This is a genomic window from Guyparkeria sp. SB14A, assembly GCF_005096345.1.
Taxonomy (GTDB): Bacteria; Pseudomonadota; Gammaproteobacteria; order Halothiobacillales; family Halothiobacillaceae; genus Guyparkeria; species Guyparkeria hydrothermalis.
On record NZ_SWAW01000005.1, the window covers coordinates 84,763 to 107,643 of the forward strand.

General features: G+C 65.7%; 24 protein-coding genes. 7 read left to right on the forward strand and 17 right to left on the reverse strand.

The window, feature by feature from the left end:
- Positions 1 to 50 precede the first annotated feature (50 nt).
- The 11 genes from flgJ to FAZ79_RS03710 all read right to left on the reverse strand — a co-directional run bounded on the left by flgJ (position 51) and on the right by FAZ79_RS03710 (position 9,467).
- Complete coding sequence (gene flgJ / locus FAZ79_RS03660; RefSeq protein WP_136866626.1) at positions 51 to 1,091, reverse strand: flagellar assembly peptidoglycan hydrolase FlgJ; 1,041 nt, start codon at positions 1,089 to 1,091, stop codon at positions 51 to 53.
- Positions 1,092 to 1,100: 9 nt separating this feature from the next.
- On the reverse strand, positions 1,101 to 2,234 hold the full coding sequence (locus tag FAZ79_RS03665) for a flagellar basal body P-ring protein FlgI (RefSeq protein WP_136866627.1): 1,134 nt from the start codon (positions 2,232 to 2,234) through the stop codon (positions 1,101 to 1,103).
- An 11-nt stretch (positions 2,235 to 2,245) separates the two neighbouring features.
- Positions 2,246 to 2,938, reverse strand: a complete 693-nt coding sequence (gene flgH / locus FAZ79_RS03670; protein ID WP_136866628.1) for a flagellar basal body L-ring protein FlgH — start codon at positions 2,936 to 2,938, stop codon at positions 2,246 to 2,248.
- Between the two features lie 25 nt (positions 2,939 to 2,963).
- A complete protein-coding gene (gene flgG, locus FAZ79_RS03675) occupies positions 2,964 to 3,752 on the reverse strand; it encodes a flagellar basal-body rod protein FlgG (RefSeq protein WP_136866629.1) in 789 nt (262 codons plus the stop codon).
- Between the two features lie 22 nt (positions 3,753 to 3,774).
- Positions 3,775 to 4,518, reverse strand: a complete 744-nt coding sequence (flgF, locus tag FAZ79_RS03680) for a flagellar basal-body rod protein FlgF (protein ID WP_136866630.1) — start codon at positions 4,516 to 4,518, stop codon at positions 3,775 to 3,777.
- A gap of 176 nt (positions 4,519 to 4,694) precedes the next feature.
- Positions 4,695 to 5,945, reverse strand: a complete 1,251-nt coding sequence (flgE, locus tag FAZ79_RS03685) for a flagellar hook protein FlgE (RefSeq protein WP_136866631.1) — start codon at positions 5,943 to 5,945, stop codon at positions 4,695 to 4,697.
- 15 nt (positions 5,946 to 5,960) lie between these two features.
- On the reverse strand, positions 5,961 to 6,668 hold the full coding sequence (locus tag FAZ79_RS03690) for a flagellar hook assembly protein FlgD (protein ID WP_136866632.1): 708 nt from the start codon (positions 6,666 to 6,668) through the stop codon (positions 5,961 to 5,963).
- Positions 6,669 to 6,708: 40 nt separating this feature from the next.
- Positions 6,709 to 7,116 carry a flagellar basal body rod protein FlgC gene (flgC, locus tag FAZ79_RS03695; protein WP_136866633.1) on the reverse strand — a complete coding sequence of 136 codons (408 nt, stop codon included), beginning with the start codon at positions 7,114 to 7,116 and terminating at the stop codon, positions 6,709 to 6,711.
- 52 nt (positions 7,117 to 7,168) lie between these two features.
- Entirely contained in the window at positions 7,169 to 7,582 is a 414-nt protein-coding gene (flgB, locus tag FAZ79_RS03700; protein ID WP_247709483.1) for a flagellar basal body rod protein FlgB, read from the reverse strand.
- Between the two features lie 113 nt (positions 7,583 to 7,695).
- Entirely contained in the window at positions 7,696 to 8,499 is an 804-nt protein-coding gene (locus FAZ79_RS03705; protein ID WP_136866634.1) for a protein-glutamate O-methyltransferase CheR, read from the reverse strand.
- Between the two features lie 8 nt (positions 8,500 to 8,507).
- Positions 8,508 to 9,467, reverse strand: coding sequence for a chemotaxis protein (locus FAZ79_RS03710; RefSeq protein ID WP_331281117.1), 960 nt, complete (start codon positions 9,465 to 9,467; stop codon positions 8,508 to 8,510).
- Between the two features lie 303 nt (positions 9,468 to 9,770).
- Between FAZ79_RS03710 and flgA the strand changes: the two genes are divergently transcribed.
- From flgA to flgN, 3 genes are all read left to right on the forward strand, one after another.
- Positions 9,771 to 10,535, forward strand: a complete 765-nt coding sequence (gene flgA, locus FAZ79_RS03715) for a flagellar basal body P-ring formation chaperone FlgA (protein WP_169303557.1) — start codon at positions 9,771 to 9,773, stop codon at positions 10,533 to 10,535.
- 193 nt (positions 10,536 to 10,728) lie between these two features.
- The gene (gene flgM, locus FAZ79_RS03720; RefSeq protein WP_136866636.1) at positions 10,729 to 11,046 is read left to right on the forward strand and encodes a flagellar biosynthesis anti-sigma factor FlgM; all 318 of its coding nucleotides are present in this window, start codon (positions 10,729 to 10,731) and stop codon (positions 11,044 to 11,046) included.
- A gap of 148 nt (positions 11,047 to 11,194) precedes the next feature.
- Entirely contained in the window at positions 11,195 to 11,692 is a 498-nt protein-coding gene (flgN, locus tag FAZ79_RS03725) for a flagellar export chaperone FlgN (protein ID WP_169303558.1), read from the forward strand.
- 29 nt (positions 11,693 to 11,721) lie between these two features.
- Here flgN and rsmD read toward each other — a convergent pair whose 3' ends face one another.
- Complete coding sequence (rsmD, locus tag FAZ79_RS03730; protein WP_136866638.1) at positions 11,722 to 12,327, reverse strand: 16S rRNA (guanine(966)-N(2))-methyltransferase RsmD; 606 nt, start codon at positions 12,325 to 12,327, stop codon at positions 11,722 to 11,724.
- A 180-nt stretch (positions 12,328 to 12,507) separates the two neighbouring features.
- Between rsmD and ftsY the strand changes: the two genes are divergently transcribed.
- The 4 genes from ftsY to rpoH all read left to right on the forward strand — a co-directional run bounded on the left by ftsY (position 12,508) and on the right by rpoH (position 16,570).
- Complete coding sequence (gene ftsY / locus FAZ79_RS03735; RefSeq protein WP_136866639.1) at positions 12,508 to 13,719, forward strand: signal recognition particle-docking protein FtsY; 1,212 nt, start codon at positions 12,508 to 12,510, stop codon at positions 13,717 to 13,719.
- A gap of 170 nt (positions 13,720 to 13,889) precedes the next feature.
- Positions 13,890 to 14,561, forward strand: a complete 672-nt coding sequence (ftsE, locus tag FAZ79_RS03740) for a cell division ATP-binding protein FtsE (RefSeq protein WP_136866640.1) — start codon at positions 13,890 to 13,892, stop codon at positions 14,559 to 14,561.
- Complete coding sequence (locus tag FAZ79_RS03745) at positions 14,558 to 15,520, forward strand: permease-like cell division protein FtsX (RefSeq protein ID WP_136866641.1); 963 nt, start codon at positions 14,558 to 14,560, stop codon at positions 15,518 to 15,520. The genes ftsE and FAZ79_RS03745 overlap by 4 nt, the downstream gene beginning before the upstream one ends.
- A 144-nt stretch (positions 15,521 to 15,664) precedes the next feature.
- The gene (gene rpoH, locus FAZ79_RS03750) at positions 15,665 to 16,570 is read left to right on the forward strand and encodes an RNA polymerase sigma factor RpoH (protein WP_347709479.1); all 906 of its coding nucleotides are present in this window, start codon (positions 15,665 to 15,667) and stop codon (positions 16,568 to 16,570) included.
- 294 nt (positions 16,571 to 16,864) lie between these two features.
- Here rpoH and ccoS read toward each other — a convergent pair whose 3' ends face one another.
- The 5 genes from ccoS to lptF all read right to left on the reverse strand — a co-directional run bounded on the left by ccoS (position 16,865) and on the right by lptF (position 22,877).
- Positions 16,865 to 17,119 (reverse strand): cbb3-type cytochrome oxidase assembly protein CcoS, encoded by a 255-nt coding sequence (gene ccoS / locus FAZ79_RS03755; protein WP_136866642.1) that lies wholly within the window; start codon positions 17,117 to 17,119, stop codon positions 16,865 to 16,867.
- A gap of 155 nt (positions 17,120 to 17,274) precedes the next feature.
- Entirely contained in the window at positions 17,275 to 18,189 is a 915-nt protein-coding gene (htpX, locus tag FAZ79_RS03760) for a protease HtpX (protein WP_136866643.1), read from the reverse strand.
- Between the two features lie 228 nt (positions 18,190 to 18,417).
- A complete protein-coding gene (gene parC / locus FAZ79_RS03765; RefSeq protein ID WP_136866644.1) occupies positions 18,418 to 20,652 on the reverse strand; it encodes a DNA topoisomerase IV subunit A in 2,235 nt (744 codons plus the stop codon).
- Between the two features lie 49 nt (positions 20,653 to 20,701).
- The gene (gene lptG, locus FAZ79_RS03770) at positions 20,702 to 21,799 is read right to left on the reverse strand and encodes an LPS export ABC transporter permease LptG (RefSeq protein WP_169303559.1); all 1,098 of its coding nucleotides are present in this window, start codon (positions 21,797 to 21,799) and stop codon (positions 20,702 to 20,704) included.
- Positions 21,786 to 22,877, reverse strand: a complete 1,092-nt coding sequence (lptF, locus tag FAZ79_RS03775; RefSeq protein ID WP_136866646.1) for an LPS export ABC transporter permease LptF — start codon at positions 22,875 to 22,877, stop codon at positions 21,786 to 21,788. The genes lptG and lptF overlap by 14 nt, the downstream gene beginning before the upstream one ends.
- Positions 22,878 to 22,881: the final 4 nt, after the last annotated feature.

The window sequence follows — 22,881 nt, forward strand, 5'->3', positions numbered from 1 at the left end:
CCGACCGTATCGGCCGATTGAGGAAAAACTTGAACGTCGGCCCGACCCGATCACACCGCGTCTCGCATCGCCGGCGAGTTCATGATCGAGATCAGCTTGTCGGCGTATTTCGGATCGGTGGCGTAGCCGGCCTGCTGCAGTTCGCGGGCGAACTGCTCGGGGTCGTCACGCGCCTCCAGTGCCTTGCCGTAGCGCGGGTTTTCCTGGATAAAGCGGGCAAAGTCGTTGAAGGAGGCGGCCATCGAGTCGTACTGGCGGAAGGCCGCCTGTCGGCGGACCAGGCTGCCGGACTCGAATTCCAGCGTGCCATGCACCTGACGGTCGCCGTCCCAGCTGCGATCGGCCTTGATGCCGAAGAAGTTGTTGCTCGCCTGGCCACCGCCGTCATGCGGGACGTGCTTGCCCCAGCCCGTCTCCAACGCCGACTGCGCGACCAGCACCTTCGGCGAGACGCCGAGCTTCTCCGCCGCCTCGCGGGCATGCGGCAGGATGGCCTCGACGAACTGCTCGGGCGATTCCCAGTAGGCCGGCTGCTGCTTGCGGCCGGCAGCGTCGGAGGAATCCAGCGCGGCCAACCGCTCTTTCGTCGGTCCGGGCTGCGCCCGTTTCTCGTCGTCCGCGGCGGCGCCCTCGGTCTCCTTGTCCTTCTGCATCCAGGCGTGCGGACGCAGGGTCCACTCGGAGGCATCGGGCAGGGGGTAGGCACGCGGCGCCTGTTCGACCACGCCGCCGTTCTCCTTGACCTGCAGCGGGAACCCCTCTGACCGCCGCTCCCCGTCCATGCCGCCGGTCTGCTTGGAAAGCTGGCGCTCGATCATCTCGGCCAGGCCAATCCCGCCAGCGCGGCTGGAGAGCTTCTGCGCGATCTCCTGGTCGAACATGCCCTCGAAGGTCTTGGTCTGTTCGCTATTGAACAGCCCGTCGCGTGGCGTGGCCTCGCGCATCGATTGCAGCATCATCTTGACGAACTGCGTCTCGAACTGGGAGGCGACCTGCTTGAGGGCCTGCCCGGGGTCCTTCCCGGCCTGGGAACGCAGCTGGTTCAGGCCCTGGAAGTCGGTGTAGGAATTGATTTGCGCTGGACTGACCATTACGTCACCTCAGATCACGATCAACTCGGCCTTGAGCGCCCCGGCACTCTTGAGCGCCTCGAGGATGGCCACCAGGTCCGACGGCGAGGCGCCGACCGCGTTCACCGCATTGACGATGTCGTTGAGCTTCACGCCCGGGTCGAACAGGAAGGCGCGGCTGCTCTCCTCCTGCACGGCCACGTCCGAATCCGGCGTGACCACCGTCTCGCCCTCCGCGAACGGGCCCGGCTGGGAAACGTCCAGGTCCTCGTCGACCGTGACGGTGAGATTGCCGTGCGAAACGGCAGCCGCCTCGATGCGCACGTTCTGACCGATCACGACCGTGCCGCTGCGCGAATTGACCACCACGCGGGCCGGGCCCTCGCCGGGCTGGAATTCGACGTTCTCGAGCACCGACATGAAACCGACGCGCTGGTCGGGCGAATCGGGGGCGCGCACCTTGACCGTGCCGCCGTCGACCGCCTGGGCGACCCCGCCCCCCAGCACGTCGTTGATCGCCTGTTCCATACGCCGCGCGGTGGTGAAGTCCGGCTGGTTGAGATTGAGGAACACCGCGCCGGCGCCACCCATCTTGGACGGGACGCTGCGCTCGACCGTCGCACCGTTTGGAATGCGCCCGGCCGTGGGGATGTTGACGGTCACGCGCGAGCCGTCGCGGCCCGAGGCATCCAGGCCACCCACGATCAGGCTGCCCTGGGCAACGGCGTAGATGTTGTCGTCCGCGCCCTTGAGCGGCGTCATCAGGAGCTCACCGCCGCGCAGGCTGTCGGCATTGCCGATCGAGGAGACCGTCACGTCGACCGTCTGACCCGGCTTGGCGAACGGCGGCAGGTTGGCCGTGACCATGACCGCGGCGACGTTGTTCAACTGGACGTTGCCGCCGCCGGGCGAGAGACCCTGGCGCTCGAGCATGTTCTGGATACTCTGACGCGTGAACGGCACCTGGGTGGTCTGATCGCCGGTGCCGGCGAGACCCACCACGATGCCGTAACCGACCAGCTGGTTGTCGCGCACGCCGGCGAAGCTCGCCACGTCCTTGATGCGCTCGGCGCCGGCCTGCGGGGCGAAGGTCGCTGCCCCGGCCGCCAGCACCAAAGGCAGCAGGCCGGCCAGGAAGGCGCGAAGGTGTGTCTTGATGTTCATGCCTGTCACCATCAGAAGGGGAAGACCGGGCTGTTGAAGAAGCGCGCCAGCCAGCCCATGTTGTTCGATTCGTTGATCACGCCTTCGCCGCCGTAGGCAATCTGCGCGTTGGCCACGCGCGTGGACATGACGGTGTTGTCGGGCGCGATGTCCTGCGGCCGGACCATGCCGGCCAGCTTGATGAACTCGCTGCCCTGGTTGATGCCGATCCACTTCTGGCCACGAATCACGAGATTGCCGTTGGAAAGCACCCGCGCGACGGTGACCGTGATCTGGCCATTGAGCGTGTTCTGCTGGCTGCTCTCCCCGTCGCCCGCGAAATCCCGCTCGCCGGTGATCTGGGCGTTGAGCCGCTCGATCGCCGGGCCGGTCAGCCCCAGCACGTTGGGCGGGGTGATGGCGGTCTCCTGGCTCTTGCCGGTGGAGGTCTGCGCGCTCTTGGAGGCCTGCATGCGCTCCTCGAGGATGACCGTCAGGATGTCGCCGACGCGGTACGGACGAGCGTCGGCGAACATGTTGTCCACCTGCCCCGCCTGGAAGATCGCGCCATTGCTCTGCACCGGGTTGTGCTCGGAGGCCTCCGGCGGCAGTGCGGCGTTGAACTGCGGGTCCGGCTTGATCGGCGGCTGGCTGGCACAACCGGCCAGCAGTGCCGCGCCGATCAGGACCACGCCCCGGGTAAGCCAGTGGATTGACGGTTTCATGGCGTGCCTCCGCGGATCGGCGTCATCAGACGTTCTGGTTCAGGTACTGGAGCATGCCGTCGGTGGTCGAGATGGCCTTGGAGTTCATCTCGTAGGAACGCTGCGTCTCGATCATGCTGACCAGCTCCTCGACCACATTGACGTTCGAGCTTTCCAGTGCCCCCTGCTGGATCGCGCCCAGGCCGTTGAGGCCCGGGGTATCCAGCTGCGGGGCGCCACTGGCACCCGATTCGACGAACAGGTTGTTGCCGATCGGCTGCAGGCCCGCCGGGTTGACGAAATCCGCCAGCTGGATGTTGCCCAGCTGAACCGGTTCGGCCTGGCCGGCCAGCTGCGCGCTGACCGTGCCGTCCGTGCCGATGGTGATGGACTGGGCCCCCTGCGGGACGTTGATCGCCGGCTCGACCGGCTGGCCGTTGGCCGTAACCAGCTGGCCGTCGCTGTTGAGCGAGAAGTCACCGTCTCGGGTGTAGGCGATGTTGCCGTCGGGCTGGAGCACCTGGAAGAAGCCGCGACCGTTGACGGCCATGTCCAGGGCGTTGTCCGTCTGCTGGATATTGCCCTGCGTGTGCTGCTTCTCGGTGGCCACCACGCGAACGCCCGTGCCGACGTTCAGGCCGGTGGGCACCTCGTCCTGCTGGTTGTTCGCCGCGCCGACCTGACGGTAGTTCTGGTAGATCAGGTCCTCGAACACCGCCCGGTCACGCTTGAACCCGGTGGTATTGACGTTGGCGAGGTTGTTGGAAATCACCGACATGCGCGTCTGCTGCGCGTCCAGGCCGGTCTTGGCGGTCCAAAGTGCGGGTGTGGTCATGGTGTCTCTCCCCTAAATCCAATTAACCGAGGCGCATCAGGCGGTCGGCGGCTTCGCCGTTCTCGTCCGCCGTGCGAATCATTCGGCTTTGTGTCTCGAACATGCGGCCGTACTCGATCATGTTGACCATGGCCTCGACGGCATTGACGTTGCTGCCCTCGAGCACGCCACTGGCGATCTGCACGGCGGCATCGGCCTGCGGCTCCTCGGCGCCCTCGCGCAGCGAGAACCGGCCGTCCGGAGCCTTCTGCAGGTCCGCCTGGTCGGGGTTGACCAGCCGGATCCGATCGACCATCGCCGGGGCGTTGGTCTGACCGCCCACCGGGATGATGCTGATGCTGCCGTCGGCGTGAATATCGATCTTCTCGGCCGGCGGGATCGCGATCGGCCCCTCGTTGCCCATCACCGGATCGCCTTGCCCGGTCTGCAACTGGCCGTTGGCCGTCAGATGAAGGTCACCGCGCCGTGTGTAGGCCACCCGGCCATCCGGGGCCTCCACGGCGATAAAGCCCTCGCCCTTGACGGCAATGTCGAGATCCCGACCGGTGGTCATCAGGGGACCAGGCGAGAAATCGGCACCCTTGCCTTGCGCCTCGGTGTAGGCGCGCGATGCCTGCCCCGGGCCGTAGACCGGCAGCGCGGCAAAGGCATCGATGTCGGCCTTGAAGCCCTGGGTGTTCACGTTCGCCAAATTATTGGCGTTGGTGGCCTGGGCCCGTAATGTCTGCGAGGCACCGCTCATGGCGATATAAGCCAGACGATCCATCACAACACCTCCACGATTCACGAATCACAAGCGGGGAAAATGCCCCGTTGCCATGGGTAATGCAGGAGGTGTGCCAAGAGAAGAAAACTGGCGAAAGATGGCGCAATTGAATCACTTGCGGACAAAAAAAGGGCGGCCCGCAGGCCGCCCGGTGGAACGGTCACTCGCCGAAAGGATCAGCGAATGCCGATGATGGTGTCGCTCAAGGTCTTGTTGGCCTCGATCGCCCGCGAGTTGGCCTGGAAGTTCCGCTGCGCGGTGATCAGGTTGACCAACTCAGACGTCAGGTCGACGTTGGATGCCTCGAGCGCGCCGCCCTGGATCGCACCGAAGGTGCCCGTACCGGCCTCGCCCGCCAGCGGCTCACCTGAGTCGATCGACTCGATCCACTGGTTGTCGCCCACCTGCTTCAGACCTTGTGGGTTACGGAAATCAACCAAGGCGACCTTGCCCAGCGGGATGGACTCGCCATTGGTGTAGCTTGCGCGGATCAGGCCATCGGTACCCACCGAGATGCCAGTCAGCTGGCCGGTTGTGTTGCCGTCGGCTGACTGGTCGGCAACGTTGAACGGACCATTGTATTGAGTCGAGTCGGTGCGGAAGGTCATGTCGATACTGAGATCCCCCGCACCGGTGCCCAAATTCGCACCGGTCTCGGTCACGGTGACCGGATTGGCACTGGCCGTGTCAAACGAACCATCCGTGTTGAACGTGACCGTCTGCTGGGTCATGTCCGCTACCGGCTGATCATCGATCTGGTAGTAGACATCCCATTCGTTGGGATTCCCCGTTTTCACGAAATAACTCGTCAGCGTGTGCGGATTCCCCAAAGAATCATAAATCCGCTGCGAGTTCGCCTGATTGTAGGAATCTGGGTCGTCAGGGTCGAAGGTAGTCACCGGAGGGGTTTCTGCCCCTGCAGGCAAGTTGAGGGACAGACTGCCTTCCGTAGTCGCCTGCGGGGCACCGGCCGCGACCGGCAATTGCACCGGGCTGGATGTCGCCAACGAGGTCGATTGCAGGGTGCCATTTTCGTTGACCGGCAACGCCTTCAGGAACTCACCCGCCTGGTTCACGAGATAACCATTCTTGTTCACGCCCAGTGCGCCGGCCCGACTGAATACCGACTCCGAACTGTCCAGCGACGGCTGGAAGGCAAAGAACCCCTGACCGGAAATGGCGAGATCGAGTGAGTTGTCGGTGAACTCGAGGTTGCCCTGCGCGAACTGCTGGGTCACCGCCTGGTTGATGACACCCTGCCCCACGGCGGTCTTGCTGTTGCCGAACGCGCTGACCGCATAGATATCGCCGAACTCGGCCCGCGACTTCTTGAAGCCGGTGGACTTGGCGTTGGCAATGTTGTTGCTCGTCACGTTCAGGTCTTTCTGCGCGGCGTTCAGGCCGCTGATGGAGGTATTGAACGACATGCTGCGTCCTCCGGTTTAATTAATGATTTCAACGACATCCGATAGCTTCACCGACGACAAGCCGTCGAGATTCAGCTCCGGACCATTCTTGGTCACGCCCACGCTGCTGATCACCGCCCCGACGTAGGTCTGGGGCGCCTGCCCCTTGCCGTCCACCGTGGCCGTCGCGTTCACCTTGTAGTTGCCCTCGGGCGCCATCCGCCCGTCCTTCAGTCGGCCGTCCCAGGAAAAGGACGGTCGATCCGATCCATCCACCGGCACGTCGATGGACTTGACCACCTGCCCGCTGGCGTTCGTGATCTCGACACTCATCTTCGAGGCACCGGTGGGCACGTCGACCGCGCCCAGAATCCCCGATGGTGCCGTGCTGCCATCCGCCTGTTGCATGTGGTACATCTGAGCCGTATCGCCCTTGACCATGGCGGCCTTGCCGACCAGTGACGAGGCCTGCATCACCTGGTTGGACTGCACCGATTCCTGGAAGCCGGAGACAGTCTCGTTCAATTGGGTAATGCCCTCGAGCGAGGAGAACTGAGCCATCTGCGCGACGAACTGGGTGTTGTCCATCGGCTTCATCGGGTCCTGGTTCTGCATCTGCGTGGTCAGCAGCTTGAGAAAATCCGTCTGATCGAGATTCTGCTTGTTCTTGCTCTCACCCTCACTGCTCTTGCGCGCGGCAAGCCCGAGGTCGGCGTAGATGTCGCTGTTCACGGAACTGGTCATGTCATGCCCCTTGCCGGTTTTCGGCCTTCACGTTCCGGCCTTACTGGCTCTGGCCAAGCTGCAGCGTGCGCATCGCGAGCTGCTTGGTCGTGTCCATCACCTGGACGTTGGTCTGATAGGTACGCGAGGCCGACAGCATGTTGACCATCTCCTCGACCGGGTTGACGTTCGAGCTGTAGACGTACCCATTCTCGTCGGCCAGCGGGTTGCCCGGATCATGCTTCGGCGCCGGCTGCGCCTGCGACTCGGTGATGCCCACCACCTTCACACCGCGCCCGCCATTGGCTTCGAGCACGGTCTGAAAGACCGGCTGTCTTGCCTTGTAGGCCTCTTCCGGCGAGGAGGCATCGACGTTGGCATTCGCCAGGTTTGATGCGGTGGTGTTCAGGCGCGTCGACTGCGCCGCCATCGCGGAGGAGGAAATATTGAAAACGTCGTACAAGCTCATGCTTCACCTGCCTTGACTGAAAAGTGTAGTTCGCGGAAATCCGGCGCGGTCATCACTGGCCACTCAGGGCCTTCTTGATGCCGGAAACACGACTGTTGAGAAACGAAAGCGTCGTCTGGTAACCCACCGCGTCCTGGGTAAAGCCCACTCGCTCCTTGTCGAGATCGACCGTGTTGCCATCCAGGGCGGGCGCATCCGGCACCGAAAACCCCTCACGGATCCCCGACGTCACGCCGCCGCCACCGATCTGGCGCGGATCCTCGGTCTTGAGGCGCCCGGCGCTACCGGCAGACGAGGACTTGCTCTGCAACGCGGTCTCCATCGCCCGATCGAACGACATCGCGCGCGCCTTGTAGCCCGGGGTGTCGGCATTGGCGATGTTCTCCGCGCGCATCTTGAGGCTGCGCTCCTGGAGAATCAGGGCATCGTCGTGGATGCCAAGCAGGCGGTCATTGATGATCGACATGAAAAAACCCTCGACACAATGTCAGTGCCGAGGGCTTATGCGATAAGCGTGCCAGTTTTTGAAACCGAGGCTTGATAGAGGGTGCGGGGAGCACCCAAGGAACCCAACCGGGATCAGCTCTTGAGTCGGTAGGCGGTGCCGCCGGTGGGCAGACGCTCGGGGGTGAAACGGTCGGAGAGTTGGGTAAGCGACTCCGAGGCGCCGAGGATCAGGTAGCCGCCGGGCACCAGGGTATCGGCGATACGATCGATGATCTTCGCCTTGGTGTCCCGCGAGAAGTAGATGAGCACGTTGCGACAGAACACCAGGTCGTAGCGACGGGCTTCCGGGCGCAGCTCGAGCAGATTGCCGACCCGGAACTGGGTGCGACGGCTGATCTGGGGCGCGACCTTCCAGCCGTCGGTCGCCTTGACGAAAAATTGACGCTTGCGCTCCGGCGACAACCCCCGCCCGAGCGACAGGTCATCGAACACCCCCCGGCGGGCCTTCTCGACCACCGCCTCGGAGATATCGGTGCCGACGATCTCGAGGTTGAACGGCACCCGCTGTTCCTCGGCGATGATGCTGATCGAGAACGCCTCCTGGCCGGTCGAGCAGGCCGCCGACCAGACCCGGTAGGTGGCCTTCTTCGCTGCCACCGCCTCGGGAAAGAACTTCTTCTCCAGCGCGGCAAAGGGGTAGCCATCGCGGAACCAGAGGGTTTCGTTGGTGGTCATGGCATCGACCACGTCGCGCGCGAGCATGCGATCCCGACGCGACAGGAGCGTCTCGATCAGGGATTCGACCGTCGAGTAGCCCTTCGACCGGGCGACGCGCGACAAGCGGGTTTCCACCAGGTACTGCTTGTCGCGGCTCAGCAGGATCCCGCTGTGCTGCTCCAGGAACGCGCAGAACCGGTCGAAGGTTTCGGCCTTCATGCCGCGGCTCAAGCCTCGTCCACGGCGTGGTGCACCTCATGGCGGCGAAGGGCGTCACCCACGACCCGGGCAAGGTCATCCGGGTGGAACTTGGGAATGAAGCGATCGGCCCCCACCTGCTTGACCATCTTCTCGTTGAACACCCCACTGAGCGAGGAGTGCAGGATGACGTAGATCCCCTTGAGGGCCGAGTCCTGGCGAATCAGCGAGGTCAGCGTGTAACCGTCCATGGTGGGCATCTCAATGTCGGAGACGACCATGGCCAGCCGCTCGAGCTGCTCGGGCTGCTTTTCCTTCCAGCGGCGCAGCGTGTCGATCGCCTCCTGCCCGTTCTTGGTCACGACGGACTTCAGGTGCATCTGCTCAAGCGTGCTTTCCACCTGCTTGCGCGCGACCACCGAGTCGTCGACCACCAGCACCAGGTCCGAGCCCTTGGCAATCTCGCCGTACTCGCCGATCACGTCGTCGGAGACGGTATCGGCCACGCCAACGACGCGCGCGAAGATCTGCTCGACGTCGATGATCTCGACCAGCTGCTTGTCGATTCGCGCCACGGCTGTGAGGAAATTGGAGTTGTTGGTCCCGCTCGGCGGGGTCAGCACTTCCTTCCAGGAGAGGTTGACGATCCGATCGACCGAGTGCACCAAAAAGCCCTGCACGGCACGGTTGTACTCGGTGATGATGACGAAGGCGTTTTCCACCTGCTCGTCGGTCATGCGGCCCTTGCCGATCGCCTCCGACAGATCGATGACGGTGATGGTATGGCCACGCACATCGGCGATCCCGCGAATCGAGCTGTCCGAATGCGGCACGTCGGTCAGCTTGGGGCAACGGATTACCTCGCGGACCTTGAAGACGTTGATCCCGAACCGCTGATCGTTACCGAGGCCGAACACCAGCAATTCCAACCGGTTGCGACCGGCGAGCTGGGTGCGGGAATCGACGGATGACATCACGTTGCTTTTCACGGCTAGTCCTGTCCTGGTGACGCGGAATGTGGCGGGAACACGATTGGTGTTCGTTATTAAACCGGCGTATCGGCGCGACGGGCGCAATCTTTAGCGTCTCATCGCATCCCTTCCCACAACGGCGCTGGCTATCGCCGCACCAATATTGAAAAGGGGTAAGGGCATGGTAGCGCAGTCGACCACCGGTTGCCCCACGCAACCGCCCGGGCCTCCGGACGCGCGCCGGTTCATACGGCTGGCATGGTAAGTGCTTGCTACGTCGATGCAAGGCAAACCACAGCCCGAGGACGTAACGGTTTACAGATGAGTCGTCTTAACTCACACATCAAAGCAACCCGCCACGCCCGCGCCGCCAACCGGATGAGCGGCATGCTGTTGTCCGCCCTGCTCCTATTGGCGCCGACACTGCTCCAGGCGGCGCCGGGCGAGCCGCCGGAGACCGTCCAGGCCCAGGTCGGCCAGGCCATGGACGCGTTCCTCGCGGCCCAGGGCAGCGGGAACGACCGCCTGACGCTGCGCGCCGGGCGCCTCGACCCGCGGCTGCGCCTGGGGGTGTGCGATCAGGCGCTGGAAATCAACGAGGGCCGCCCACTGAATCTCAATCGGGGACGCCAGACGGTGAAGGTCAGTTGCCACGGCTCCTCGCCCTGGCGCATCTACGTCCCGGTCGAACTCACCCGGCGACAGCAGGCCGTCGTCGCGGCCCGGCCGTTGTCTGCCGGCGACGTGCTATCTGCCGAGGACCTCGACCTCGCCACCGTGGACGCCAATCGCGCGCGTCGGCAGTACTACACCGACCCCGCGGAACTTATCGGCATGGTGGCCACCCAACCGCTACAATCGGGTCAATTGGTCACCGCCCACAACCTCGGCATCAATGCCGTGGTCGAACGCGGCGACATCGTCGCCATCCAGATCGGCCGGGGCGGTTTCGTGGTGGGCTCGACTGGCGAGGTGCAGGGTCGCGCTGGCGTCGGCCAGCGGGTGAAGGTGAAGAACACCGGCTCGGGCAAGGTGATCGAGACGGTCGTGATCGACAGCCGCACCGTCGAGGCGATCGGCGGCTGACGCCACACCCCGTCACGACGAACGGGAAACGTACGAACCTCGCCCCGCAGACGTATTTCAGTCGGGGCTAAAGTTTTCCGCCCACCGGCCGATGTTCAAGGGCGAAGGCGATTTTACGTTAACCTAGACGCCTGCCAGCCCGGCCCGTGCCGCGGCGCGGACACATCGTCCGAGACAGGAAGGATCAAGCATCATGGCAAACGAAATCAACGGCTTTGGCCCGCGCAACCTGGGCCCGAACGGGTCAGTGGACTCGTCCCGCGGCCGGACCGAGGCCAAGGGCGAGAGCCAGCGAGCCTCCGGCAGCGCGACGAACGGCATCAAGGAGGATGACGCCGTGACGCTCTCCAGTGGGGCCTCCCAGCTCCAGGAAATGGGCCGCGCGATGGCCGAATCCGCCCCCTTTGACCAGGCCAAGGTCGATCGGATCAAGGATCTGATCAGCCAGGGCGAATACCAGATCGATTCCAGCCGCATCGCCGAGAAGCTGCGCCAGTTCGAGACCCTCTAAGGGCGCGGAACGCGGCGCCGGCGCGATGCCAGGAAATACACCCCGGCGGGCGTTCCCGACCGGGGTGCTTCTATTGGGCGTCCACAATTCGTATGCTCACGCTGCCATCCATGACAATCCGGCAGAAGCCCCAAGCAGGCACCCATCGATGACCCAGTTCGATTCCAGCAGCCCCGCCGACAACAGCCCCTCGACCAGCGACTGGCTCGCCGCGATGCTCGAGCCGGCGCAGGCCCTGCTCGACGAGCACGAGACCCTCGCCGGGCTGCTGCGCCGGCCGGAAACCCCGTCACTCGACGAGTTCGACGAGGTCTTCCGCCGGATCCGCGAGCACAACGAGAAGCTGGCCCATGCCGAACAGGCCCGGCTGGACTGGCTCGCCGCGCAGGGCGAGACCGACACGGACGCGGCACTCCAGCATGAAGACGGGCAGACACGGGCCCACTGGGAGCAACTCAAGGAGACGGCACGGCGGTTTCGCGACCTATCCGAAACCAACCTGATGGCCCTGCGGCGGATCGATCACTTCCTCGGCGAACGAATCGACTTTCTCACCCAGCGTGACGAGCCGGCCGGCTCGCTCTACACCGCCGGCGGCACCGAACGCAATACCGGTCGAGGCGGCCGCACCCTCGGTGACGCCTGATCGTCGGCGCCGGCACCCGGCACGCCCCGTCAGCCCGCCCGATCGAGCAACAGCGACCGACTTTCCCCGGCCCGCGTCTCGCGGCTGACCACGAATCGCTCGGGGAGCCGCAGGGACTCCGGCGCCCCGCCCTCGACGAACACCCGGGCATCCTCGGCAAGCCAGGGGGCCTCGGCCAGCGCGTCGAGCGCCTCCTGAAGCAATTCGGGCTGACGAAACGGCGGATCGAGGAACACCAGGTCGATCGGACCCTCGAACCTCTGGGGCGGTGACGACCACCAGTGACGGGCATTCATGGCCCAGATCGTGAAACGTTCCGCCGGGGCATCCAATCGAGCCAGGTTTTCCTCGAGCGACCGTGCCACGCGCGCCGAGCGTTCGACGAACCCCACCCAGGCGGCTCCACGGGACAACGCCTCGATCCCGAGCACACCACTGCCGGCGAACAGGTCGAGCACCCGCCAACCGGCGAGATCCTGACCCAGCCAGTTGAACAGCGTCTCGCGCACCCGGTCGGGGGTCGGGCGCAAATCGCGGGCCGGGGGGAAACGCAGGCGGCGCGAGCGCCACTCCCCACCGATGATGCGCACCTGCTCGCCGCGCGCCGGGCTTCTCCCCTTGGGGGTGCTGGGCATGAGGACACTCCTTGCGAATCGCGTAAACGTCGGGCGATCAAGGGCCCCTGAACCCCCGACCGGCAATGGCCGCATGATAAACTCCGTCGGCGCCATGCGGGCCAGTGCCAGTTCACGGCCACGCCACGCCGGGACGCCCCGGCAGTCATCCGCCGCGAACCCAGGTAGACAAGCAACGTCATGTTCGGATTTCTCAGACGCAAGAAGCGCAAGAACGACGCCACCGAGGGCCAGGACGAGGTCGACCAGCCCGCCGTCGAGACCTCGACCGGCGATGACGAGCCCACCCCGCCCGAGCCGGCCTCGGAACACGGCACCCCCGCCGAGCCGCCCCCGATCCACGAGGAACCGGCCGCCACGCCCGCCAACGACCTGACCGTCACGGAGCAGGACACGCGGCGCCAGAAATCCGACACCGCGTCATCCACCCCGAGCGAGCCCCCGGCGCCGCGCCCCGCACCGGAACAGTCCGGCTCGCTGTTCAGCCGGCTGGCGAAGACCCGCTCGGGCCTGACCGAAGGGCTGGGCGATCTCTTCCTCGGCAAGAAGCGAATCGACGACGACCTGCTCGAGGAGCTGGAAACGCGCCTGATCATGGCCGACGTCGGCCAAAAAACGACCGCGGCCCTGATCGACGAGCTGACCGACGAGGTCAGCCGCAAGCACGTCAACGACCCCGAACACCTGTTCGAGACCCTCTACCGCCTGATGATCGAACGCCTGGAGGCGGTGCAGCCCGACGAACCGCCGGCCCGTCGCCAGGCGGGTCGCCCGCACGTGATGGTGGTCTGCGGCATCAACGGCGGCGGCAAGACCACCAGCATCGGCAAGCTCGCGCATCGCTTCAAGGCCGAAGGCCGCGACGTGACCCTGGCCGCCGCGGATACCTTCCGCGCCGCCGCCGTCGAGCAGCTGATTCGCTGGGGCGAACGCAACGACGTCCGCGTGATCGGCGAACCGGGCCGTGGCGATCCGGCCTCGGTGGCCTTCGATGCCGTCAGCTCGGCCAAGGCGCGCGGCAGTGACATCCTGATCGTCGATACGGCCGGCCGCCTGCACACCCAGTCGGGCCTGATGGACGAACTGGGCAAGCTGATCCGCGTGATCGGCAAGGCTGAACCCGAGGCGCCGGACGAGGTGCTGCTGGTCATTGATGCCAGCATCGGGCAGAACGCGCTGGTCCAGGCACGCCAGTTCAATCAGGCCGTCAAGCTCACCGGGCTGATCGTCACCAAGCTCGACGGCACCGCCAAGGGCGGCATCGTCTTTGCCATCGCCGACGAACTCGGCCTGCCGATTCACTTCATCGGCGTTGGCGAGAAAGCCGAGGACCTGCGCCCCTTCGAGCCGCGTGCCTTTGTCGACGCGCTGCTCGACCGTCAAGCCGACTGAGCGCTTCGCCCTGAGCCGTGACCGCGAATGCGCCGACCAAACACCGAGCGGGCGAACCGAGAAAAGTGGAAGGAGCCGCGCCGTGACCGACCAGACAGAGCAAGCCGATTGCCGGGAAACGAACGAGGTGGCGACACCAACATCAAACGGCCCACGAGGTGCCCGCCGCCATGATTGAGTTCGCCAACGTTTCCCGTCGCTACGCCAACGGGCAGTTCGGCCTTCAGGACATCAGCTTTCGTCTGCCGGCCGGGCGCATGGCGTTCCTCACCGGTCATTCCGGCGCCGGCAAGTCGACCCTGCTACGACTGATCCCGGCACTTGACCGCCCCACCTCGGGCAAGGTGCTGATCGGCGGCTATGACTTGAACCGGATGGGGCGCCACCAGTACCCCAAGCTGCGCCGGCAGATCGGCGTGGTCTTCCAGGACCACCACCTGCTCGCCGACCGGCTCGTGTTCGACAACGTCGCCCTGCCCCTGCAGGTCTCGGGCTACCTCCCCGGCGACATTCGCCGCCGCGTCGACGCCGCGCTCGACAAGGTGGGACTGCTGGGCCGTCAACGAGCCCGGATCGAGGAGCTTTCCGGCGGTGAACAGCAGCGGGTCAACATCGCCCGCGCGCTGGTCAACCGGCCACGCATCCTGCTGGCCGACGAGCCGACCGGCAACCTCGACCCCGACCTGTCCCGTGACATCTTCGACCGCTTCTTCGAGTTCCACGCCGTGGGGGTCACCGTGCTGATCGCCAGTCACGACGTCGAGCTTCTCAAGCAATACCCGGTACCGCGCATCGCCCTCAACCAGGGCCGCATCAGCGCCTTCGAGGAGGCCGAGTCATGAGCGCGCCGGCCCACCACGAGACCCGTGGCACCCGCGAGAAGAGCCGCCACCCGCTGGCCGCCTGGCGTCGGCACCACCGCCAGTGCCTGCGGGGCGCACTGGCACGGCTGATCCGCCGCCCGGTGGGGGCCTGGGCCACCATCCTGGTGCTGGGCGTGGTGCTCAGCCTGCCCGCCCTGGTGATGACCCTGGGCCACCAGGTCGAGCGATTGGGCGCCATCTGGATGAGCGATGCCGCTCGCATGGATCTCTACCTCGCCCCGGGAACGGACGAGGCCGAGCGACAATCGCTGCGCGACTGGCTGGACAGACAGGCGACCGTGGCCGAACAGCGTGTCATCCCGCCCGAGGAGGGCCTCGAGACGCTGACCGAACGCCTGCACATGGATGGCTTGGAGGGTCTGGATTCGAATCCGCTGCCCTGGGTCATCGAACTGACCTTGAGCGACGCCCGCCCGGACACGCGCCTGGCGCTGGCCGAGGGGCTGCGCGAGCAGTCGGCCGTCGCCGAGTTCTCCTCCGGGGGCGAATGGATCGAACGCCTCGAGCAGATCCGCGCCTTCTTCGACGAACTCGGCTGGTGGCTCCTGATCCTGCTGGGGCTGACCGTGGTGTTCGTGGTCGGCAACACCCTGCGCCTCGAGCTGCACGAGCGTCGCCGCGAGATCGCCCTGATCGCCCTGATCGGTGGGACCGAGCGCTACATGCTGCGCCCCCTGCTCTACGACGGCACGCTGACGGGGTTGCTGGGCGGTCTTGTGGCAAGCGGCCTGGTCGCCCTGGCGGTCTCGGTGACCGCCGGCCCGATCGAGCGCTTTGCCGCCTCCTACGGCGCGGCGATCTCGCCGCAAATCGACCCGACGCTGGTGCTGCTACTGATGACCGCCGGGGCCCTGCTCGGGTGGCTGTCCGCGCAAGTCATCGGTCGCTTCTACATCGGCCGGCTGAGCACTCCATGATTTTTTTCGATTGGTGCATTAGTCTTTTCACTCTGAGCAGGGGCGAGGGGAACTTGTCCCGGGTTTAGCACTCTCATATCGCGAGTGCTAAAATACGGGTTCACGAGACGATTGGGATACTTGCAGCGAGGCGAGAACGACAGCATGCAGACAGCAAGCAACCAGATGATCGACAGCAAATCGCGGGGCCTGACCCCGTCAGCCGGCATGACCATGCCGGTCATGGGCGATTCGCTGTCGCAGTACCTCAACGAGGTGCGCCGTCTGCCCGTCATCTCCGTCGAGGAGGAACAGGCGCTGGGCCGGCGGCTGAAGGAAACCGGTGATATCGAGGCGGCACAGAAGCTCGTCCTCGGTCACCTGCGTTTCGTCGTGCATGTCGCCCGGGGCTACCGGGGCTACGGGCTGCCGCTGGCCGATCTGATCCAGGAAGGCAACATCGGCCTGATGAAGGCGGTCAAGCGCTTCGACCCGGACCAGAAGGTGCGCCTGGTGACCTTCGCGGTGCACTGGATCCGGGCCGAGATCCACGAGTACATCCTCAAGAACTGGCGCATCGTCAAGGTGGCCACCACCAAGGCGCAGCGCAAGCTGTTCTTCAAGATGCGCCAGATGAAGAACTCGATCGGCTGGCTCTCCAAGTCGGAGGCCGAGGCGGTCGCCGAGGAGCTCGACGTCCCCGAGCGCGAGGTCATGACCATGGAGGCGCGCCTCTACGGGCGCGACATGGGCCTCGACACCCCGGCCTACGACGGCTCGGAAGATGGCGACGGCCCGTCCTACGAGCAGATCCTGGTCGACCAGGACGCCCTGTCGGTCGAGGACATCGCCTCCCAGCGCGACGAGGACGACCGCGTCGAGGCGATGACCGCCGCGCTCTCGATGCTCGACGACCGCAGCCGGGATATCCTCTCCCGCCGCTGGCTCGACGAGCCCAAGGCCACCCTGCAGACCCTGGCCGACGAGTACGGCGTCTCGGCCGAGCGAATCCGCCAGATCGAGACGGCCGCCCTCAAGAAGCTGCGCACCGCCCTGCCCCAGCCGGCCTGATCCCGGTCCGGCCCATGCGGGCTGGAAACAGCCAGGCCAACAAACCGGCAAACAAAAAAGCCACCGCGGATCACCGCGGTGGCTTTTTTCGTGGCTGACCCAGCGCGCAATACGCGCGGGCGATCAACCGAAGAAGACGACGCTCAGGAAGCTCAGCCAGGAAAACACGATCAGGCCGACGATGAACGTGAACGCGAAATTGTCGAAGTTGAAGAAGTCTTTCATGTCTGGTTCCTCCCGTTGTTGGCCGTATCCTAAACCAGCCCCACGGCAATGTCACTAGTTGGGTTGGGGTTATTCCTCACCGGAACGCGGTGATTTCCCCGCCGTTTCTTGACGCGTTCGGCCTGCGCCCTCGGCGTCGGGCTCATCCGCCTCTTCGGTGGCCTGGTTGGTCGGAATCTTCGGATCGTCATCGTCCATGAGAATGCGATGCGCCGGCCCCTCCAGGTCCTCGTACTGGTTGTTCCGGATCGCCCAGAACGCGGCCCAGACCAGCCCGGCGACCACCAGCATGCTCAGCGGCACGAACAGAAACAGGACTTCCATCGCGTTACTCCGTCACGGTGTCGACGTAGCGAACGGCATCCGCCACCCCTCGACAAGAAGGCCCGCGCTTGGCGGGCCTTTCGTTCCGGCCCCGCGGGGCCGGCAATTGTCACCCGCCGTCAGCGGGGTTTCAAATCACGCTCACGGGGCCTTGATCAAGCAACCTGGGCCTGGCCGCTGGCCGCCCGCAGGGCGGCGATCCGCTCGTCGAGCGGCGGGTGCGACATGAACAGCCGACCGAACTTGCCACCCCGACCGAAGATGCCGAAGGCGGTCATCTGCGCCGGCATGTCCGACGGGCGATCGTAGTTGAGCTTGAGACGCTCGAGCGCGGCGATCATCTTCTCGCGACCGGCCAGGCGTGCTCCGGCGTCATCGGCCCGGAACTCGCGCTGACGGGAGAACCACATCACGATGGTGCTCGCGAGAATGCCGAAGACGATCTCGGCGACGATCGTGGTGACGAAAAAGCCGATGCCCGGCCCCTCCTCGTTCTTGAGGATCATGCGATCGACAAAGAAGCCCACGATGCGGGCGAAGAAGATCACGAAGGTGTTCACCACGCCCTGGATCAGGGTCAGCGTGATCATGTCGCCGTTGGCGATGTGACCGACCTCGTGGCCGAGCACCGCCTCTGCCTCGTCACGGGTCATGCTGGAAAGCAACCCGGTAGAGACGGCAACCAGCGCCTTGTTGCGGCTCGCGCCGGTGGCAAAGGCGTTGATCTCCGCCGACTCGTAGATGGCCACCTCGGGCATGCCGATACCGGCCTCGCGTGCCTGGCGCTGCACGGTCTCGACCAGCCAGCGCTCGCCCTCGGAGCGCGGGTTCTCGATCACCTGGGCGCCGACGCTCTTCTTTGCGATCCACTTGGACATCAGCAGCGAGATGATCGAGCCGCCGAAGCCGAATACCGCCGCCAGCACCAGCGTGGAGGTCAGGTTGATCGTGCCCGCCTGGTAATCCATCGTCCGGCCTAGACCGAAGACGCTGGAAATCACGAACCAGACGATCATCAGCACGACGATCACGGCCAGGTTGGTCAGCAGGAACAAGCCGATGCGTTTCATCTCTACCTCGGGTATGAGTGGTTGATCTTCTTCCGGTGTGCCTGGCTCGATGCGCGTTAACCCGCGCATCCGAGCCATTCGCCGGCAAACCGCGACTCGCGGTGCGAGACGCAGCCTACCCCAATCTGGGGTGCCACGGTGGGTTTTTCAAGCGATTTTCACAGCGCCGGGCTACTGGTTAGCCGGGCGTCGGGTCGAGCCCGGCAGAGGCGTGCCGATGCATCCGCCTCAACCGCCCGCCGCGGCAGCCGCCAGGGCATCCACGCGGGTCAGGCCGCGCGGCAGGCTGCGACCGCGGGCGGCCCGCTTGCCGCGATACAGGGCCAGGTCGGCGGGCTTGATGGTCATGGTGCGCGCCCCGGCGGTGACGCGCAGGCCGTCGTCCTCGCCGAGGGCCGCGACCGCCACGACCTGCGCACCGCTTTTCAGGGACACGAGCTTGTTGCCCTTGCCCTTGGCGAGCACCGGCAGTTCGTCGGCCTCCATGACCAGGACGTGCCCGTCGCTGGTGGCCACGGCCAGGTAGTCGAATGCCTTGCCCGGCAACACCGGCTGGCCCGGTGCCACGCCCTTTGGCAGGCTGAAGATCTGCTTGCCGGCCCGCTGGCGCCCGACGAGGTCGCCCATCGAGGTCACGAAACCGAACCCGGCCGGTGACCAGAGGAACACCCGCTGGTCGGACTCGCCCATCGCCAACGCGGTGAAACGCGCACCCGAGGGTGGCGTGACCCGGCCGGTGACCGGCTCGCCCTGCCCGCGCGCCGACGGAAGCGTGTGCGTGGCGAGCGTGTAGGCACGCCCCGTGTCGTCGAAGACCACGGTCGGCTGGGTCGACCGCCCGGCAATGTGGGCCTGGTAGCCGTCGCCCGACTTGTAGGACAGCGACTCGGGATCGACGTCGTGCCCCTTGGCCGCGCGGATCCAGCCATTCTGGCTCAACACCACGGTGACCGGCTCGGCGGTCATCAGGCGGGTCTCGTCGAGCGGCTGGGCCGATTCGCGCGTGACCAACCGCGAGCGGCGTGCATCGCCGTACTCCTTGGCATCGGCGACCAGCTCGTCGCGCATCAGGGCACGCAGGGCCGACTCGTCGGCCAACAGCGTGCGGATGCCGTCGGCCTCCTCGGCGAGCTCGGCCTGCTCCTTCTTGACCGCGATCTCCTCGATCTTGGCCAGCTGGCGCAGGCGGATTTCCAGGATCGAGTCGGCCTGCAGCTCGGTCAGCTCGAAGCGGGCGATCAGCTCGGCCTTGGGATCCTCGGCCTCGCGGATGATCGCGATCACCTCGTCGATGTTGAGAAAGGCGATCAACAGGCCGGCGAGTACCTCGAGACGGCGCTCGATCTTGGCCAGCCGCCATTCCAGCCGCCGGCGCAGGGTCGTCTGACGGAACGCGAGCCACTCGGTCAGCATCTCCTTGAGGTTGAGCACCCGCGGCCGACCGTCGGCCGTGATCACGTTCATGTTGATCCGGTAGCTCTTCTCCAGATCCGTGGTCGCGAACAGGTGCGCCATGAGCGCCTCGATGTCGACCTGGCGACTTCTGGGCACGATCACCAGCCGCGTGGGCGACTCGTGGTCGGACTCGTCGCGCAGATCCGTGACCAGCGGCAGTTTCTTGGCGTGCATCTGCCCGGCGATCTGCTCGAGCACCTTCGAGCCCGACACCTGGAACGGCAGCGCGGTGACCACGATCTGGCCGTTTTCCATCTCGTAGCGGGCCCGCTGGCGCACGTTGCCGGTGCCGGTCTCGTACATCCGGCGGATGTCCTCGGGCGGCGTGATGATCTCGCCCTCGGTGGGAAAGTCCGGTCCCTTGACGTGCTTGCACAGGGTCGCGACCTCGGCCTCCGGGTTCTTGATCAAGGCCACGCAGGCATCGACCACCTCCTTGAGGTTGTGCGGCGGGATGTCGGTGGACAGACCCACGGCGATGCCGGTTGAACCGTTCAGCAGCACGTTGGGCAGGCGCGCGGGCAGCAGGGCCGGCTCCTTGAGCGAGCCGTCAAAGTTGTCGACCCAGTCGACCGTGCCCTGGTCGGCCTCGGCCAGCAGCGTCTGGGCGTAGCGGGTCAGGCGCGATTCGGTGTAGCGCATCGCCGCGAAGGATTTCGGGTCGTCCGGGGAGCCGAAGTTGCCCTGCCCGTCGATCAGCGGGTAGCGGTAGGAGAACGGCTGGGCCATCAGCACCATGGCCTCGTAGCAGGCCGAATCCCCGTGCGGGTGGTACTTGCCGAGCACGTCACCCACGGTGCGGGCGGACTTCTTGTGCTTGGCCAGCGCCGAGAGCCCCAGCTCGCTCATCGCGTAGACGATGCGTCGCTGCACCGGCTTCAAGCCGTCGGCGACGTGCGGCAGCGCCCGGTCGAGGATGACGTACATGGCGTAGTTGAGGTACGCCTTTTCCGTGAAGGCGCCGATCGACTGGCGCTCGTATTCGTTGTGGCTCGGGTCTTCGAACATGCGGGTCCCTATGTGTTCCTCTGCGTGCCGGATCGTGCCGTCCCGATCGTCAACCGGCAGGTCGTCGGGCGCGCGGTGTCGCCCGATACAATGCCACCACTCCCGCGATCGAGAACAGGGTCGGCGGCAGAATCGTGCTCAGGATCGGGGAGATATCGTAGGCCGGCGCCAGTGCCGAGACGATCTGGGTGAGCGTCATGTAGGCCACGCCCAGCAGGATGGCGATGAACAGCCAGCGCCCGGCCGAGCCGCCGCGCTGGGCGACGAAGACGAACGGCAGGGTCACCAGCAGCATCGCCAGCACCGAGATCGGCTGGACCACGCGTGACCACATGGCCGTGGCGTAGACCGAGGCATCCAGCTGGTTTCGCTCGAGATAACCGACGTAGTCGGCCAGCTGCGCGACGTTCATGTAGCGCGGATTGAGCGCGGCGATCTCGAGTATCTCGCGGTCGAACAGGCGCTGTTCGATCGCGGTGTGCCGCTCGACACGCACGGCCGAGGCCGGATCGTCGATCGGCAGGCGCGTGTCGATGACGTCCTCGAGCCGCCAGCGATCGTCACCCAGGCTCTCGGCGCGGCCGGCCTCGATCACCCGCTTCGGACGGCTGTCCGCGCCCAGCTCGAACACCCGCAACCCGAGCAGTTGGCCGTCGACCAGCGCGCGCTCCACGTTCACGATCCGGTCGCCCTCGCGCAGCCAGAAACCACTGGCCAGATCGGTGCTCACCTCGCTCTCGGTGGCCGCCGCGCGCATCTGGTTGGCCTCGGCCTGCCCCCAGGCGCCGATGGTCTCGCCCATGGTGGTGCCCAGCGCGGCGAGGATGACCCCGGCGATCAGTACCGGCCGGGCCAGGCGCAACAGCGACATGCCGGTCGCCCGCATCACCGTCAGCTCCGAGTGGGCCGCCAGCGCGCCGAGGCTCAACAACCCGCCGACCAGCACCGTCACCGGAAACAGCTCGTAGAGATACCCCGGGGTGCTCAAGACGACGAACTGCAACGCCTGAATGGTGGTATAGCCCGGCCCGATCTTGCTGAACTCGTCGATCATGCCGAACACGAGGATCAGCACGCCGAAGGCCGCGGAGGCCGCCAGCCCGCCGGTCACGACACTGCGGATCAGGTAGCGATCAAGCGTATTCACGGCGTCCCTTCCACAAGCTGCGCAATCGTCCCCAGCCGCCACGCGCCGACCAGAACAGCACGCCCCACAAGAGCAGGAACCCGCCATGGGCCAGCACCACGGCGCCGGCCAGGCCGTAGTGGTTGGCCTCGATGCCGTCGGAAACCAGCGGCACGACGTTGAAGTACAGGGCGTAGATCAAGAAGGCCCAGAACAGGCGGCCGTAACGACCGCTGCGCGGCGGCGCCTGCGCCAGCGGGATCGCGATCAGCACCAGCACCAGGGCGATGATGCCCTGCGACAGGCGCTCGAACAGCTCGGCGTGGTCGTTCGGGTTGCCCGAGGCCCACAATTCGCCGGACGAACGCACCCGGACCTGCCCGCCATCGGCCTCCGTCTGGCCCGGCAGGCGCATCAGGTGGCGCTCGTAATCGAGCCGATTCCAATCGGCCGCCCCGACCGTACCGCCGATGCGTCGGCCGTCCTCGAGGGCGATGTAGCGCTGGCCATCCTCCTCGACCATCACGCCCGACGGCGCGCTCTCGACCGCGATCGAGCCATCCTCGGCACGATCGAACAGGAAGATGCGCTGGTAGCCGCCGTTTTCGGACGCGCCCACGTAGGCGACCAGCCGGCCCTCGTTGGCCTCGATGAAGCGGCCGACCGGCACCTGCTGGCCGATGTAGTCCGATTGCGCGCCCTCGACCATCCGGTCGCGCGCCTGTTCGGCCATGGGCCAACCGAACAACGAAATCCAGGCGGTCAGCAACGCCAGCGGAATCCCCAGCGGCAAAAGCGACCCGGTGATCCGCCACAGACCGAAACCGCTCGAACGCATGATCGTCTGCTCACTGTCGCGGTTGAGCCGCCCGAGCGCGAACATCAGGCCGATGAACGTCGCCACCGGGACGACGTACATCAGCATCTTGACCAGGTTGAACCCAAGCAGGTTGGGCACCAGCGCGGCCGGCAACGTGCCGTCGGCGGCAAGCGAGAGCGCGCGAGCCAACAGGTTGGTGGCCATGATCAGCATCAGCACGGTGGTCACCGCGCCGATGGAAATCAGCGCCTCGCGGCGCAGGTATCCGGCAAGCCGCACGCCG